This is a genomic window from Corynebacterium sp. HMSC073H12 (genome assembly GCF_001837775.1).
Taxonomy (GTDB): domain Bacteria; phylum Actinomycetota; class Actinomycetes; order Mycobacteriales; family Mycobacteriaceae; genus Corynebacterium; species Corynebacterium amycolatum.
Genome location: NZ_KV834033.1, coordinates 253,067 through 268,004, shown reverse-complemented (window position 1 = coordinate 268,004; position 14,938 = coordinate 253,067). Strand labels below are relative to the sequence as shown.

13 protein-coding genes are annotated in these 14,938 nt (G+C 56.3%); 6 read left to right on the top strand and 7 right to left on the bottom strand.

The genetic code is table 11. The features are described 5' to 3' along the window. Positions 1-3: 3 nt before the first annotated feature. The 7 genes from HMPREF2708_RS04895 to rpmH all read right to left on the bottom strand — a co-directional run bounded on the left by HMPREF2708_RS04895 (position 4) and on the right by rpmH (position 5,559). Positions 4-1,281 carry a ParB/RepB/Spo0J family partition protein gene (locus tag HMPREF2708_RS04895; protein ID WP_070833011.1) on the bottom strand — a complete coding sequence of 426 codons (1,278 nt, stop codon included), beginning with the start codon at positions 1,279-1,281 and terminating at the stop codon, positions 4-6. Between the two features lie 21 nt (positions 1,282-1,302). After that, the gene (locus tag HMPREF2708_RS04890; RefSeq protein WP_070833008.1) at positions 1,303-2,259 is read right to left on the bottom strand and encodes a ParA family protein; all 957 of its coding nucleotides are present in this window, start codon (positions 2,257-2,259) and stop codon (positions 1,303-1,305) included. 278 nt (positions 2,260-2,537) lie between these two features. Then, positions 2,538-3,173 (bottom strand): 16S rRNA (guanine(527)-N(7))-methyltransferase RsmG, encoded by a 636-nt coding sequence (gene rsmG / locus HMPREF2708_RS04885; protein ID WP_083321876.1) that lies wholly within the window; start codon positions 3,171-3,173, stop codon positions 2,538-2,540. Between the two features lie 320 nt (positions 3,174-3,493). Further along, a complete protein-coding gene (gene yidC / locus HMPREF2708_RS04880) occupies positions 3,494-4,642 on the bottom strand; it encodes a membrane protein insertase YidC (RefSeq protein WP_070833005.1) in 1,149 nt (382 codons plus the stop codon). Positions 4,643-4,728: 86 nt separating this feature from the next. Continuing rightward, positions 4,729-5,061, bottom strand: a complete 333-nt coding sequence (gene yidD, locus HMPREF2708_RS10880; RefSeq protein WP_005511649.1) for a membrane protein insertion efficiency factor YidD — start codon at positions 5,059-5,061, stop codon at positions 4,729-4,731. After that, a complete protein-coding gene (gene rnpA / locus HMPREF2708_RS04875) occupies positions 5,021-5,401 on the bottom strand; it encodes a ribonuclease P protein component (RefSeq protein ID WP_070833002.1) in 381 nt (126 codons plus the stop codon). The genes yidD and rnpA overlap by 41 nt, the downstream gene beginning before the upstream one ends. A 20-nt stretch (positions 5,402-5,421) precedes the next feature. Beyond that, positions 5,422-5,559: a 50S ribosomal protein L34 gene (rpmH, locus tag HMPREF2708_RS04870; RefSeq protein ID WP_005511646.1), complete on the bottom strand. Its 138-nt coding sequence runs from the start codon at positions 5,557-5,559 to the stop codon at positions 5,422-5,424. A gap of 695 nt (positions 5,560-6,254) precedes the next feature. Between rpmH and dnaA the strand changes: the two genes are divergently transcribed. From dnaA to HMPREF2708_RS04840, 6 genes are all read left to right on the top strand, one after another. Next, the gene (gene dnaA, locus HMPREF2708_RS04865) at positions 6,255-8,006 is read left to right on the top strand and encodes a chromosomal replication initiator protein DnaA (RefSeq protein ID WP_070833000.1); all 1,752 of its coding nucleotides are present in this window, start codon (positions 6,255-6,257) and stop codon (positions 8,004-8,006) included. A gap of 513 nt (positions 8,007-8,519) precedes the next feature. After that, entirely contained in the window at positions 8,520-9,710 is a 1,191-nt protein-coding gene (dnaN, locus tag HMPREF2708_RS04860) for a DNA polymerase III subunit beta (RefSeq protein WP_005511615.1), read from the top strand. Between the two features lie 9 nt (positions 9,711-9,719). Continuing rightward, positions 9,720-10,919 carry a DNA replication/repair protein RecF gene (gene recF, locus HMPREF2708_RS04855; RefSeq protein ID WP_070832997.1) on the top strand — a complete coding sequence of 400 codons (1,200 nt, stop codon included), beginning with the start codon at positions 9,720-9,722 and terminating at the stop codon, positions 10,917-10,919. A 5-nt stretch (positions 10,920-10,924) separates the two neighbouring features. Further along, on the top strand, positions 10,925-11,587 hold the full coding sequence (locus HMPREF2708_RS04850; protein ID WP_005511606.1) for a DciA family protein: 663 nt from the start codon (positions 10,925-10,927) through the stop codon (positions 11,585-11,587). 289 nt (positions 11,588-11,876) lie between these two features. After that, the gene (gene gyrB / locus HMPREF2708_RS04845; protein WP_005511643.1) at positions 11,877-13,916 is read left to right on the top strand and encodes a DNA topoisomerase (ATP-hydrolyzing) subunit B; all 2,040 of its coding nucleotides are present in this window, start codon (positions 11,877-11,879) and stop codon (positions 13,914-13,916) included. Positions 13,917-13,990: 74 nt separating this feature from the next. Next, positions 13,991-14,899, top strand: coding sequence for an alpha/beta fold hydrolase (locus HMPREF2708_RS04840; RefSeq protein WP_308609085.1), 909 nt, complete (start codon positions 13,991-13,993; stop codon positions 14,897-14,899). The last annotated feature ends 39 nt before the right edge of the window (positions 14,900-14,938 follow it).

Below are 14,938 nucleotides of genomic sequence, written 5' to 3'. Positions count from 1 at the left end.
GGTTTACTCTTCGTCGAGATGCATCAGTGACATGATGCGATCAAAGTCCTCGAGGTTGCCGAATTCGATGACAATTTTGCCCTTACGCTTGCCCATCTGGGCAGTCACCTTCGTATCAAAAGAATTGGACAGGCGATCAGCCCAATTGTGGAGTACCTCCGGCTGCGGAGTGGGCTCGCGGTGCTGCTTTTTCGGTCGCTCGCCTGCATTGAGTAATGTCACTGCTTCTTCGGTCGCACGGACCGATAGTCCTTCAGCAACAATTCGCTCGGCGAGGCGCTGCTGTTCTTCCTTACCTGCCTTGACCCCAAGCAAGGCACGTGCGTGGCCAGCCGACAGAACACCGACCGCTACTCGTCGCTGTACCTCCACTGGCAGCTGCAAGAGTCGAATCATGTTGGTAATAACGGGCCGCGAGCGACCGATACGATCCGCCAGCTCTGCCTGAGTAACACCAAACTCGTCGAGCAGCTGTTGGTACGCAGCGGCCTCTTCGAGTGGGTTCAGCTGCACGCGATGGATATTCTCTAGTAGGGCATCGCGAAGCATGTCCTGGTTTGGAGTATCGCGAACGATGGCGGGAATCGTGTCAATTCCAGCTCGCTGAGAAGCACGCCAGCGACGTTCACCCATGATGATTTCAAATTCGGGTTGCAGCGCATTCGGATCTTCCTTGCGCGCTGCCTCGAGTGCTGCCGCACGATTATCCGTTGAGATTGGTCGTACAATAATCGGCTGCAATAGACCGAACTCACGAATAGAGTGAGCCAGCTCATTCAAGGGCTCTTCATCGAAGACCTCTCGTGGCTGCTTCGGGTTCGGCGTGATGAGCTTCAAATCGACCTCGCGATAGGTTGCGCCAAACTCGTTTGCGGCCGCAGCGTCAACATCTGCGGCCTCAGCGCCACTGTGGTCCGCTACTCCCGACGTCGTTGAGGGAATTGTTTCACGTGAAACATTGCTAGACTTACCAATAGCGTTATCGTCACTGTGACGTTTATTCGCCTCATTAGTATGCGGCTTACTTTGCCCGGATTTTGCAGATTTTCCGGCGTTTTTCCTCTCAGGCGCCGAGGTGCCGGATCCCGTCGCGGCTGCGCCCAGTACGTCGGCAACTCCGCTACTTCCAGACTGCTTCGTCCCCTCGGTACGGCGGGGACCGAAAATAATATCCGCGGCACTTTCACCTACCGACGGGTTAGCCGCCGGAGCAGTTGGGATTAGCGCGGCGATACCGCGACCGAGCCCTCCCTTGCGGTTCTCCTTTTTTTGATTCGACATGGGTTACTACTCCTAGTTGCTTTAATTTGGCTCAGTGGAATTGGACGGGGTAGGGGAGGAAGCTGGCTTTTGCCCAATCGCACTTCCCCCAGGAACTGCTGAATAGTCGCCACGCGTTGCCAATTCCTTTGCAGCATCAAGATAAGCAACTGCGCCCCGAGACCCTGGATCGTAGGAAATTACGGTCTGCGAATATCCCGGCGCTTCCGATACCTTCACGGATCGAGGGATGAGATTACGCAGAACAACGTCGCCGAAGTAGTTACGAACCTCATTGGCAACTTCTTCTGACAGCTTGGTGCGGCCATCGAACATAGTGAGCAGCACAGCAGAAATATGCAGCTCCGGATTGAGATGCTGGCGAATCATCTGCACGTTATTCATCAGCTGCGTCACACCCTCCAAGGCGTAAAACTCACACTGAATCGGTATCAAAACCTCGTTGGCAGCGGTCATCGAATTCAGCGTCAACAGACCAAGCGAAGGCGGACAGTCAATAATGAGAAAGTCGAAGCCGTTGTCGATCAAGTACTGATCTGGAACTGCATCAAGAAGCCGGCGCTCACGGTTCAGGAGCGAGACCAGCTCAATCTCGGAGCCCGCCAAGTCCAATGTCGCCGGCACACAATAGAGGTTCTCAGATTCAGGGGAACGCTGGATGACATCGTCAATCTGTAGCTCGCCAATGAGAAGCTCATACGTCGAAGGAGTCCCGGAAACATGCTCAATTCCCAGGGCCGTAGAAGCATTTCCCTGCGGATCATTATCGATGACTAGAACCTTGAGACCATGCCGCGCGAGCGCCGAAGCGATGTTGACTGCCGAGGTGGTCTTGCCCACGCCACCCTTCTGGTTGGCGATCGTGATACGACGCGGTCGCTCGGGGCGTGGAAGCGATAAACGGTTCGGGGCTTTAACTTGCGCCGCCCGTTGAGCTGCCGCAGCGATGGGTGTGTCTTGCCAGGACTTCCGGCTCATTAACTATTCCCCTTACAAGCACAGCAATTACCAATCATGGCCACTGGAGTGCGAATTAAAACTTAGTAACTATCTGCAAAAGCGTAATCATCAAGCCCCAACAACCGTTAGACGCCGACGATTGTGGAAATGTTTCACGTGAAACATCCACCTTGGTCGCTAGGACTTTGCCATACCGCGATACTTATCCCACTCTAGCCCGACGGCACTACGCGCCTCAATGCCGAAACCAAAACACAAACGAATCCGCAGTGGAGTAGGGGAGCGGGGCTTACAGCCTACTTCTTCTGAATAATCACGGCGTACGTCGAAGTTCCCAACACGGAACCGCCGACCTCTACGACGCGGGGATTAATTCCCTTCGCCTTAGCAATAAGCTTTGCATCCCGATCGATTTCCTCTTGGGCAGTTCCACCCTTCAGTGCAACCATCGCGCCTCCGGATTTAACTAAAGGAAGCGACCATCCCGCCAACTTCCCCAGAGGGGCAACAGCGCGGGAGGTGACGACATCCACTTGGCCAATCTCAGCGCGAACCACTTTCTCCTCAGCACGCCCGCGAACTACCGTTACATTGTCCAGCTCAAGATCTTCCACAACTTCGTTCAAAAAAGTTGTACGGCGCAGCAATGGTTCCACAAGAACCACCTTCAAATCCGGTCGCGCAAGAGCAAGCGGAATGCCGGGCAAGCCAGCCCCCGAACCAATATCCGCAACTACAAGCCCTTTGCCTATCGCTTCTCCAACTACCGCAGAATTGATAATGTGCCGATCCCACAGCTTTGGAGTTTCACGTGGTCCAATCAAACCTCGGACTGTCGCCTCCTCGGCCAACCATGAGTGGTAGCGGTATGCCCGATCGGCATTGTCTACAAACACGGTATCTATCACCGAACGCAGATCTGCATCGACCAAACCTGCGGAGGCTTCTTGCTTATCGACGTCTTTCGCGGAGTTACTCAACAGTTCCTCTAACCTTTCCAATGGGGCAGCTGTGCCGTCACTCGTCGAGCTTTTCAACACCCCTAGTGTACGACAGTGCAACAACGATGTTTCACGTGAAACATTGACTGGGGATGGATGCCAAACTCGAGACTCCAGAGAAAATTACAGATCTGTAATAACAGCGACGTTGTTTGCGTGGGAGGGGACTAAGGCAAACAAAAACGCCCCGCAGCAAATGCGGGGCGTTCTGATTAATTAACTTATGTAGACGAAACGCGGTGCTACTTCAGCTATTTCTTTTTGCGCTTCCGTTTCTTCCGATTCGCGGGCTTCTGTCCCGGCGCCGGCTTGGAAGCCGGACCCTGCTGTCCCTTCGCCGAATTGCCATCCGGAAGGTGGCTAGAAGCCTTGTTCGCAGTAGAAGCCTCACCAGACTGTGACTGCTGCGCCTTCTGCGCTGCCTGGCGCTTGCCGCCCTTCTTCGGGTTGATTGGCTTCTGGCCAACCTTCGGAGCGAGCTTCTCCTGTGCCTCGCGCTTAGCAGCCTTCTTGGCTGCGACAGCTTCCTTCTCTTCCTCATCCAACTTGCCGAAGATGTAGCGCTGCTGGAAGTAGGTCCACACGTTGTTAGTCACCATGTAGACAAGAAGACCGATGTGCCAGAAAGCACCGGTAACAAGAATCATGATCGGGAAGAACCAAAGCATCATCTTGTTCATCATGTCCATCTGCTGACCCATAGGGCCTTCCTGGCGCTTCACCAGACCGGCTTCCTGGCGGGCACGCGTGCGCTCAACAGACATGCGAGCGTTGAAGTGCGTTGCCAGTGCTGCGATAACAATCAGCGGGATAGCAACGATAATGATGTCCATGCGGGTAAAGTCTGCAGGCGTACCAGGCACGGTAAAGGCTGCGTATTGATCCTCACCCATTCCAACCGAACTGGACAGTGGAGCATTGAGCACACGAGCCAGCAGGAAGGACCGCACCTCATCTACACCGAAGATGTAGTTAGGCGTATTCCAGTTCTGCTCCACCGACATGCCGAGCGCATTGCCCGACGTACCCGTTCGGTTAAACGAACGCAGCACGTGGAAAAGACCGATGAACACAGGCATCTGAACCAGAATCGGCAGACAGCCGCCGAGCGGGTTGACACCCATTTCCTTCTGTAGCTGGCGCATAGCAAGAGCCTGAGCCTGCTGATCGTTCTTGTACTTCTCCTTGATCGCCTGCATCTCAGGAGCGAGCTGCTGCATCTTGATGGCAGAACGCTGCTGGTTCAGCATCGGCTTAAACAGGAGGATACGGATGGTGACCACAAGCAAAATAATGGCCAGCACCCACGAGATACCCGAGGAGGGATCCAATAGGAAACCTGAGGCCTTATGCCAGAACCACAGGATGGCCGAAATCGGCCAATACACGAAATTGAGCACGGTCTAAGATCACTCCGTTCTTTAGGGGACAGCGCACTCGCGCCTTCGTCTACAAAGCCCAGTCAAAGGCTAAGCATTACTAGAGGTTACCTGTGCATTCGCTTGAACCACGAACCCAGGCCGGGGAATGTAGCAGGAACTGGATCCCAGCCGCCCGGATGCCAGGGTGCGCAACGGAAGATACGCAGGAGAGTCAGCCACAGGCCACGAATAGCTCCGAAGCGGCGCACGGCCTCAAGACCATATGCGGAGCACGTCGGTTCAAAACGACATGTGCTCGTTGGCTTCAGATTAGAGATACGACGGCGGTAGAAGAGAATCGCCCTCTCAGCCACACGTGCACCGGGGGCCTGGGCGAGGGGGCCGTCGTCAAGCGAATTAGCGCCGACGTTCGTATGTAGCGAGTGCCGATTGCACATCGTGGGACAGCTCCTGGCTGGTGGCTGTGGCAGAAGCGGGCAGCGCGCGAACGACAATGTCCATAGTGGACGGGAGATCCTGCGCGGCCGCGGCCATAACATGGCGGAGCTTGCGGGATACGGCGTGACGAGTCACGGCGTTGCCCACAGCTTTAGATACGACAAGACCGACACGCGGACCACCAAACCTGGCAATCTGCGTATCGGTCTTATCTTCACCGCCAGAAGCGACGGTGTCACGAATATGCAAGACCAAAGTCTTGCGTCCGATTCGGCGTCCACGTCGTACGGTGACCGTGAAGTCACGCGAAGAACGCAGCTTATTGCTCTGAGGGAGCACCGAAATCGGCGTCCTCTTACTTAAGCGGACAGGCGGGCACGGCCCTTGCTGCGGCGTGCTGCCACAACGGCGCGACCGGAACGGGTACGCATACGGGTACGGAAGCCGTGCACGCGTGCACGACGGCGGTTATTCGGCTGGAACGTCCGCTTCGACACGGTTGACACTCCTTGAAACTCAAACGACCACGAGTCCACGCTGAACACACCGCAGTAAACCCCTCGCTTCGAGTGCGAAGCAGCGATGCGTCTGACGCATTCCCGTGATGCACGGAAAAATTACTTACCGACAGAATGAAAGCTACAAGCGTTCTGTCGGGTCCAAGCACGAGCTCGGACTCATATCTCAATGGATATGAAACACCCAGATAGGGTACGTCGAATCGAGCGAGAAATTCAAATCAACACGCCGGATTTACCTGGAGAATCATTTTCCAAGTTTTCCAACGGTACCGATGTTGACCTGTGGAAATACTGACCTATGCACCGCAATCCACAGGGTGTTTATCCAATCAGCTGTGGATAACTTCCACACCATGAATCACAGCGAGCAGGGGAAATAACGCGTTTACCTAGGTAAACGCAGACTAGGGGGCTATTTTTCATTGTGGGCAAACTGTGGATAAACTGTTAGTCAATTAGCGACGATGTTTATCCACAGGTGTGGACAAACATGTGGAAGTCCTGCTCGGGGCGTATAGCGCCTTGTGTAGAAACACCCCACAGGGCGAATTACAAGAAATAGCCCCCAAATGGGCAGATATGGCACTCTCGCCATGCCAAAAAACACTCCACAAAAACAGGTCGCCTCGATAAATTTGATGAACGTAAACATGTAAAAGGACATTCACACAGTGAGCGAACAACCAGAATTGCCAGGTGGACTCTGGGAGCAAGTCGTTTCTATCCTGACTTCACCAGAAGGTGCGCCGGAGTTGGGTATTGCACCACTACGCCCGCCACACAAGGCACTGCTGCGGTCAGTGACGCACACTGGTGACTTTCCAGGATTTTTCCTGCTCAGCACTCAATCGCCAGTGGTGCAGGCGCTGGTAAAAGAAGAGCTCAAGGGCATTATCGAGGCTGTCTTAGCCTCGCTGACCGGCGAGGAGTTGGAAACGGTCATCACCGTTGCTGATCCTGCTGACGACGCTGAAGATAGCCAGGCAGCAGAGGCCACTCAACCATCTGCACAGCACTCGGGACAGACCCCATCTGCAGCTTCGCGTCCGCAGCAGGCTCAGCGTCAACAGCCAAACCAGCAGCAGCACCAGCAGCAGTCTGGCCGTAACTACCCGTTCCCCAGTGCAGATACGAACGACTTCAACCTCCACGAGCAGCACCAGGGATCGACACAGATGCCACAAGTGCCGCAGACGCATCAGCCAAATGTCCATAATCAGCAAAGTGCCCAGTCACAGCACCGATCGATGGACGCCGTGGATTCAATGGCGCAGGGGCTTTCGCACTCATCTGCCGAGAACCCGATGACTATTGCTGATCAGCGCCAGGTCACAAGTCCTTTCCGCTCCGAGAGCTACGGCACGCCAACCGAGATGAGCATGCCTTTCGAGGAGCCCACCCTCAACCCGAACTACACCTTCGAGACCTTCGTTATTGGTCCGCAGAATAAGTTCGCCGCTGCAGCCGCCGTCGCTGTTGCGGAGTCTCCGGGGCGCACCTACAACCCGCTGTTTATCTCCGGCGGTTCGGGTCTTGGCAAGACGCACCTGCTCCACGGCATTGGTCACTACGCCAAGCATTTGTACCCTAACCTGCGGGTTCGTTACGTTTCCTCGGAAGAGTTCACCAACGACTTCATTAATTCCGTGCGTGACGACGCCCAGGAATCCTTCAAGCGTCGCTACCGCGATTTGGACATGCTCATCATCGATGACATCCAGTTCTTGGAGGGCAAGGAAGGTACACAGGAAGAGTTCTTCCATACGTTCAATGCCCTGCACCAGTCCAATCACCAGATTGTGCTGTCGTCGGACCGCCCACCACGGGAGCTTAAGACTCTGGAGGATCGCCTTCGTACCCGCTTTCAGTGGGGACTCAATCCGGATTTGCAATACCCGGACTTGGAGACGCGAATCGCAATTCTGTCGAAGAAGGCACAGCTGTCTGATCTGGCCGTTCCGCATGATGTACTCCAGTACATCGCGGAGAACACCTCGTCTTCTATTCGTGAGCTCGAGGGGCGTCTACTGCAGATTAGCGCTCACGCATCCATGATTCATGAGCCTGTGACCTTGAAGTTTGCACAGGAGATCCTCGGTGCCGACGAAATCGAGGTGCAGATTACTCCGGAGATTATCATCTCCACCACGGCTGAGTACTTCGACCTAACGGTTGCAGATTTGGTGGGCCCGGGTAAGACTCGCCCGGTCGCTCATGCACGCCAGATTGCGATGTACCTGACGAGGTCCTTCACCGAGCTTTCGTTGCCGTCGATTGGCCGGGAGTTCGGAAATCGTGACCATTCGACGGTTTTGCACGCTGAACGCAAGATTGTTAAGGAAATTCAGGAGAAGAAGCCCTCAAAGGACCAGGTCAACGACCTGACCACACGCATTCGAGATCGAGCTCGTGGAACGGCTTAAAAACCTTGGTTTCGGCGTGCGGAATTCTTGTTATTAACTGCGGTTTTTCCGTGCACAGAGCTGTGGACAACTCGTAAATTTTGTGGATGAAAGATGAAGCCCGAACACTATCCACAGACACCCCAAGTTATCCACAGTTAGACGCACTGGTTATCCACAGCGCGAAACCAGTGAAGACCAGCGGGAATCATGTAATTTCACAATGTGCACACCCCCTATTACTACTCCCGACTTTAAAAATCTCTAGAAACTTCTAGATAAAAGGGGGCCTGCGCACAACCCCGGGCACACAACCTCTGGCGCACAACTTTAAAAATGCCAAGAACGAGTAAGAACTACGATTAAGCACTAGACGGACTACAAGAATCCCAGTGAGGTCTTTGGCAGTCTGCAGTAGAGTTGTACGATGGAATCTTTGTAACTCCAGTCATGCGTGCTGACATAGCGCGCTGACAACACAAAAGACGGCTAATAAACGGCTAAAAACAGACATCCAATACCGGTGGAGGAACGATGGAGCAGACCGAAGTCCGTATTCGCGCGGCTAAGGACGATCTCGCGGGTGCGGTGAGCTGGGTTGCTCGTAACCTGCCTGCACGCCCGACTCAGCCGATTCTGCGTGGCATGATTTTTCTCGCGGATGACAATGGTTTGCAGCTCGCTGGCTATGACTACGAGGTCTCCACTCAGATTCGTATTAGCGCAGAGGTCGATGAGCCCGGTCGCTTCGCCGTCAATGGCAAGTTGGTTTCTGACATTGTTTCTAAGCTGCCGAATAAGCAGGTAGAGATGCACTTTGATGGCACGAAGGTCATCGTTCGCTGTGGTTCTTCCCGCTTCGAGCTGCCAAGTCTGACCTTGGAGGATTACCCACAGCTACCGGAAGCTCCGGCTGCTACCGGCACTGTCGATGCCGCTCTGCTGGCCGAGGCTATTGGTCAGGTCGCTGTCGCTGCCGGCAAGGATGAGTCGCTGCCGATGCTGACCGGCATCCGGATGGAAACCGAAGGTAACGAGGTCACTCTCGCTGCCACCGACCGTTTCCGCCTGGCGGTTCGCAGTTTCGAGTGGGAGCAGGTCCCGGAGGGTGAGACCAAGCTGCTCATCCCGGCCAAGACTTTCGCGGAGACCGCCCGCACTCTCGATACCACTTCTAGCGAGCCAGTGACCTTGGCATTCGGCGACGGATCCGATGATCGTGAGGTCGGCTCCGAAGGCCTGCTGGCTATCCTCGCAGATCCTCGTCGCACTACCACGCGACTGCTGGACGCCGAGTTCCCGAAGTTCCGCCCGCTACTGCCGAAGCAGCATTCCTCCATGGCTGTTGCCCGTGTTGACCAACTGCAGGATGCCATTCGTCGTGTGTCTCTGATGGCGGATCACGGTGCGCAGATTCGCATGGACTTCTCCGACGGTCAGGTTGTCCTTTCCGCTCATGGAGACGAGGTTGGTCACGCAGAAGAGACTGTGGCCTGCAACTTCTATGGTGAACCACTTCTGATTGCCTTCAACCCGCAGTACCTGCTCGAGGGGCTCAGCGCTGTTCGCTCCCATCGTGTTTTGCTGGGCTTTACGCAGCCGTCGCGTCCTGCGATTCTCATTCCGGAGCCGGAAGCCATTCCGGAGCTCGGTGAGGACGGCTTCTACCCAACGCCGGAGACCGACTTCACTTACCTGCTGATGCCTGTGCGCCTGCCGGGCTAGTCTGCGGCTATGCACATTCGGTATTTGTCCTTGCGGGACTTCCGCTCCTGGCCGGAGTTGGAAGTCGAGTTCACGCCTGGAATTACCGTATTTACCGGGCAAAATGGCTACGGCAAGACCAATATCGTCGAGGCCGTTGGGTATCTCTCCACGCTCGGTTCGCATCGAGTTTCTATGGATGCTCCGCTGGTTCGTTCGGGGAGCCCGTCGGCACGCATTTCGGCGACGGCGGTCAATGATGGCCGCGAGCTGACTGCGCATCTGCTCATCAATCCGCATCGCGCGAATCAAGCGCAGATTAATCGCACGAGGCTGAAGTCCCCGCGGGAGCTGCTGGGGATCGTCAAGTCAGTCTTTTTCTCGCCCGAGGATCTCACGCTGGTTAAGGGCGAGCCCGCTTCCCGTCGCCGCTACATCGACGATTTGCTCGCTTTACGACGGCCGCTGTCCGCCGGTATCCGCATTCAATATGACAAGATTTTGCGTCAGAAGAATGCGCTGCTGAAGTCGGCGGGCTCGACGCTGCGCCGTGGCTATTCTTCCTCGGAGGGGCAGGCCGCACTGAGCACGCTGGATACCTGGGATGCGCAATTGGCGCAGGTGGGAGCGGCGTTAATGGCTGCGCGCATGGATTTGATTGCCGAGCTTTCCGAACATGTCAGCGAGGCCTATGCCACGCTTGCCCCGCACTCGCGCCCAGCCACGATTGCCTATGCGCCGAAGGTCGACAGCCTGGATGGCGGGCCATTGCCCAGCGAACCGGAGCTGCTGGAGGCATTGCTGCTGACGAAGATGGCGGAGCGCCGCACCGCGGAGATTGAGCGCGGTTCCTGTCTCGTTGGTCCGCATCGCGATGATCTCGACCTCATTCTCGGCAATGACCCCGCCAAGGGCTTCGCTAGCCACGGCGAGACCTGGTCTTTTGCACTCGCGCTGCGCCTCGGCGCGTACTTTTTGCTCCGTGCCGATGGGCCCGACCCGATTTTGGTGCTTGACGACGTGTTTGCGGAGCTCGACCGGCATCGTCGGGAAGCTCTCATGGAGATCGCGCAGCAGGCTGAGCAGGTGTTGATCACCTCGGCGGTCGGAGAGGAGTTGCCTCAGGCACTGGTCGACGATTCTTCGGTGACTCATCACACGGTGACGGTGGCGCAGGCTGAGCAGGGGCGAATCTCGCTTCTGGATGAAAAACCAGTCGCGGAAGAGTGACGGGTATGGTCGAGAACATGGAGCCGGATAACTCGCCGGAAGAGGAAAATGACCTGATCAGCGACGCTTTCTTCCGCATGCGCGATGCCGCTAAGGAGGGCGGTCACAAGTTACCGAATCTCCAGCGGCCACCGAAGAAGAAGGGCTCGTGGTCTGGCCTCGATAGCCGTGTGCCTGTGAAGGCCGCGGAGGGGATTGTTGCGGACGTCGATAAGCAGCGGGCAGCGCAAGCAGTGGTGCGAGATCGTGCCGGTACGGTAATTTCGCCGAGCCTGTTGAAGGAGGCGGGGATTCGGCTGTACCGGAAATATGACCGTCGACCTGCGCCGATTGGTGCGGTGCTGAATAAGGCAGTAGTTGATCGCGGTTGGCAAATCCACATTGCCCACGGTGTGATCATGACGGAGTGGGATTCGATGGTAGGCAAGGTTGTTGCGGAACACTCCCAGGTCAAGGAGTTCAAGGATGGCACTTTGGTGGTTGAGTGCCAATCGACAGCATGGGCAACACAGCTGCGGCTAGCGCAACGACAGGTTTTGAAGTCGATTGCGGAACGCGTCGGCGATGGGGTGGTTGAGGAAATTAAGGTGCTGGGGCCGAAAGCGCCGAATTGGCGCAAGGGCAAATTGCACATCGAGGGCCGAGGTCCGCGTGATACTTACGGGTAAAGGTCGGTAAACGGTCTACGAATAGCCGTCGGTATGCGTAAAACTGCGAAATTTGGTCCTTTGAGCGCATCGGCTATATCCACAGTAGGGGACTACGTTGGGGTAAGATGGGCAGGAGAATACCGGCAGGCGGTTCTTGAGACGTTATCGGCATCCAAACTAGCCAGACCTATCTAGTAGTCCTACGTAGTTCTGGCTGGCGCCGATAGCGCTTGACCGCCGGCCTATTTTTCGCGCGCTGACGAATGTTGCGCGGGGAGAGAACCAAGAATAGGAGACGCGCCGAACCGTGGCTGCTACCGAACATCAATATGACGCCTCATCGATTACCATCCTCGAGGGCCTCGAGGCCGTGCGTAAGCGGCCGGGTATGTACATTGGCTCGACTGGTGAGCGTGGCTTGCACCACCTGGTGTGGGAGGTTGTAGACAACTCCGTCGACGAGGCGATGGCGGGTTACGCCACCGATGTTGAGGTCACTCTGCTGGAAGACGGCGGCGTTCAGGTCCGCGATAACGGCCGTGGTATTCCTGTCGAAATGCATCCGTCGGGCATGCCGACGGTGCAGGTGGTTATGACTCAACTGCACGCCGGCGGCAAGTTTGACTCCGAGTCCTACGCTGTTTCCGGTGGTCTGCACGGTGTGGGTATTTCGGTGGTTAACGCGCTGTCGACGCGTATGGAAACTGAGGTCATCCGCGATGGCTACACCTGGTACCAGAACTTCGACCAGGCCGTTCCGGAAGAAATTATCCGAGGTAAGAAGACTCGTGGTTCGGGCACCACGCAGCGTTTCTGGCCGGACCCGGAGATTTTTGAGACCACCGATTTCAAGTTCGACACCATTTCTCGCCGCCTGCGCGAGATGGCGTTTTTGAACAAGGGCCTGACCATCACGTTGGTCGACAAGCGTGTCTCCGAGGAGGAGCTCGAGGCCGAGGCACTGGCGGAGCAGGCGGAGACCGAATCCGCTGAGATCGCCAAGGATGCGGCTGAGGAGCAGAAAGAGAAGACAGAGAAGACCACCAAGCCGAAGGAGCGCCGCAAGGTCTTCCACTACCCGAATGGTCTGCGGGATTATGTCGAGACTCTGAACAAGTCGAAAAACATCATCCACCCGACCATCATTTCCTTTGACGCTGCTGGCGAAGGCCACGAGGTCGAGATTGCCATGCAGTGGAACTCGGGTTACTCCGAGTCGGTGCACACCTTCGCCAACACCATCAACACCATTGAGGGTGGCACTCACGAAGAGGGTTTCCGTTCTGCGTTGACATCGCTGATGAACCGCTATGCGCGTGAGCACCGCCTGTTGAAGGAGAAGGAAAACAACCTTTCCGGCGAGGACTGCCGTGAAGGTCTCGCTGCCGTGATTTCGGTGAAGGTCGCCGATCCGCAGTTCGAGGGCCAGACGAAGACTAAGCTGGGTAACACCGAGGTGCGTTCCTTCGTCCAACGCATGACCAATGAGCACATCGGTCACTGGCTGGAGGCCAATCCGGCTGAGGCTAAGGCCATTGTTAACAAGGCCATTGCTTCGGCGCATGCCCGTCAGGCGGCTCGTAAGGCCCGCGACCTGGTGCGTCGTAAGTCCGCGACCGATCTTGGCGGTCTTCCGGGTAAGTTGGCGGACTGCCGTTCGAAGGACCCGAAGCAGTCCGAGCTGTTCATCGTGGAGGGTGACTCCGCAGGTGGTTCTGCAAAGGCAGGCCGAAACTCGCTGTTCCAGGCCATTTTGCCGCTGCGCGGTAAGATTTTGAACGTCGAGAAGGCGCGCCTGGATAAGACGCTGAAGAATAACGAGGTCCAGGCCATTATTACGGCGCTGGGTACCGGTATTCACGACGAGTTCGATATCGAGAAGCTGCGCTATCACAAGATTGTGCTGATGGCCGATGCCGACGTCGATGGTCAGCACATTGCCACGCTGCTACTGACGCTGCTGTTCCGTCTGATGCGTCCACTGATTGATGAAGGGCACGTCTACCTCGCCCAGCCACCGCTGTACAAGCTCAAGTGGGCCAAGGGTGAGCCGGGCTACGCCTACTCAGATGCTGAGCGAGATCAGCTGCTGGAAGAGGGGCTGGCCGCCAACCGCAAGATCAACAAGGACGATGGTGTTCAGCGTTACAAGGGTCTCGGTGAGATGAACGCCGCCGAGCTGTGGGATACCACCATGGATCCGGATCACCGCGTGCTGCGTAAGGTCGCCCTCGAGGACGCGCAGAAGGCCGATGAACTGTTCACCATTCTGATGGGCGATGACGTCGCTTCACGACGTTCGTTTATTACCCGTAATGCGAAGGACGTTCGCTTCCTCGACGTCTAAGCCGATACCTAGTCTAGTTATCGGCTTGTCGGTTCCCCTGACAAAACCTCAGTTCAGCCATTAATGTTTATGAAATGGAAGATACTCGAGGAAGCATGGTCAACGGGGAACCGCCAGTCGAGCCACGTATTGTGCAGGAGACATTGCCCGATGGCTCCGTGACCCCGATGGCGCTTCGGACTCCCGAAGGTACGCCTCGGGGCATTGTCATTATTTGGCCGGGCTTTGGCATGGGGGCTCGCTATTACCGGCCGATTGCCCAAGAGTTACAGCGTAGAGGTTTTTGCGTCCTGACCTCGGAGTTGCGCGGCCAGGGTAACCAGACTGCGGTGGCCACCCGCCGTCACAATTGGGGCTACCAGGATCTTGCATCGGTGGATTACCCGTTGGCCGTGGCGCGCGCCCGCAAGGAGTTTGACCAACTCGCGGTGGGGGAGGCCACAGGGGAGAAGCTACCCGTTTATTTGCTGTGTCATTCCATGGGCGGTCAGATTGCCTCGCTGTATCTGGCCCGACCGGAAGCGGACGTGGCTGGTGTAGTGATGGTTGGCTCCGGTACCCCGCACTACAAGTGTTTTACTGGTAACGAGTACAAGCGGCTTCGCTATGGCGCACCGTTTATGCAGGTGGTATCCCAGATTCTGGGTTATTGGCCAGCGGGCAGGTTTGATGTGGCCGGCTACGGCCGACAGGCCCGTAACCATGTGGTGGAGTGGGCGCGCTTCTCTCGCACGGGTCTCCTGCGGCCACGCGGTGCAGACATCGACTACGCCACTGAGATGCCGAAGGTAACTACCCCGGCGTTGTTGTTGAACTGCGGTGGTGACCGTGACTGCCCGGCGGAGTCGGCGCAGGCATTGGCGCGGATGTTGCCGAATTCGGCGAAGTACGAGTTCATTGAGCAGCGCCTGGGACATAACCGCTGGGCGCGTGAGCCGCAGGCTGTGGTCGACCGCCTGGAGCAGTTTATCGAAGAAATTTAAACCGCAGTTTTCCAGTCTGTAATCTGCGCTTCTTAACAT

Bases quoted from the DNA above. Each gene is read 5' to 3' on its own strand.
- HMPREF2708_RS04840 (WP_308609085.1), top strand. From the start codon at position 13,991: ATGGAAGATACTCGAGGAAGCATGGTCAACGGGGAACCGCCAGTCGAG.
- recF (WP_070832997.1), top strand. From the start codon at position 9,720: ATGCACATTCGGTATTTGTCCTTGCGGGACTTCCGCTCCTGGCCGGAG.
- HMPREF2708_RS04890 (WP_070833008.1), bottom strand. From the start codon at position 2,259: ATGAGCCGGAAGTCCTGGCAAGACACACCCATCGCTGCGGCAGCTCAA.
- dnaN (WP_005511615.1), top strand. From the start codon at position 8,520: ATGGAGCAGACCGAAGTCCGTATTCGCGCGGCTAAGGACGATCTCGCG.
- yidD (WP_005511649.1), bottom strand. From the start codon at position 5,061: ATGTGCAATCGGCACTCGCTACATACGAACGTCGGCGCTAATTCGCTT.
- HMPREF2708_RS04895 (WP_070833011.1), bottom strand. From the start codon at position 1,281: ATGTCGAATCAAAAAAAGGAGAACCGCAAGGGAGGGCTCGGTCGCGGT.
- HMPREF2708_RS04850 (WP_005511606.1), top strand. From the start codon at position 10,925: ATGGTCGAGAACATGGAGCCGGATAACTCGCCGGAAGAGGAAAATGAC.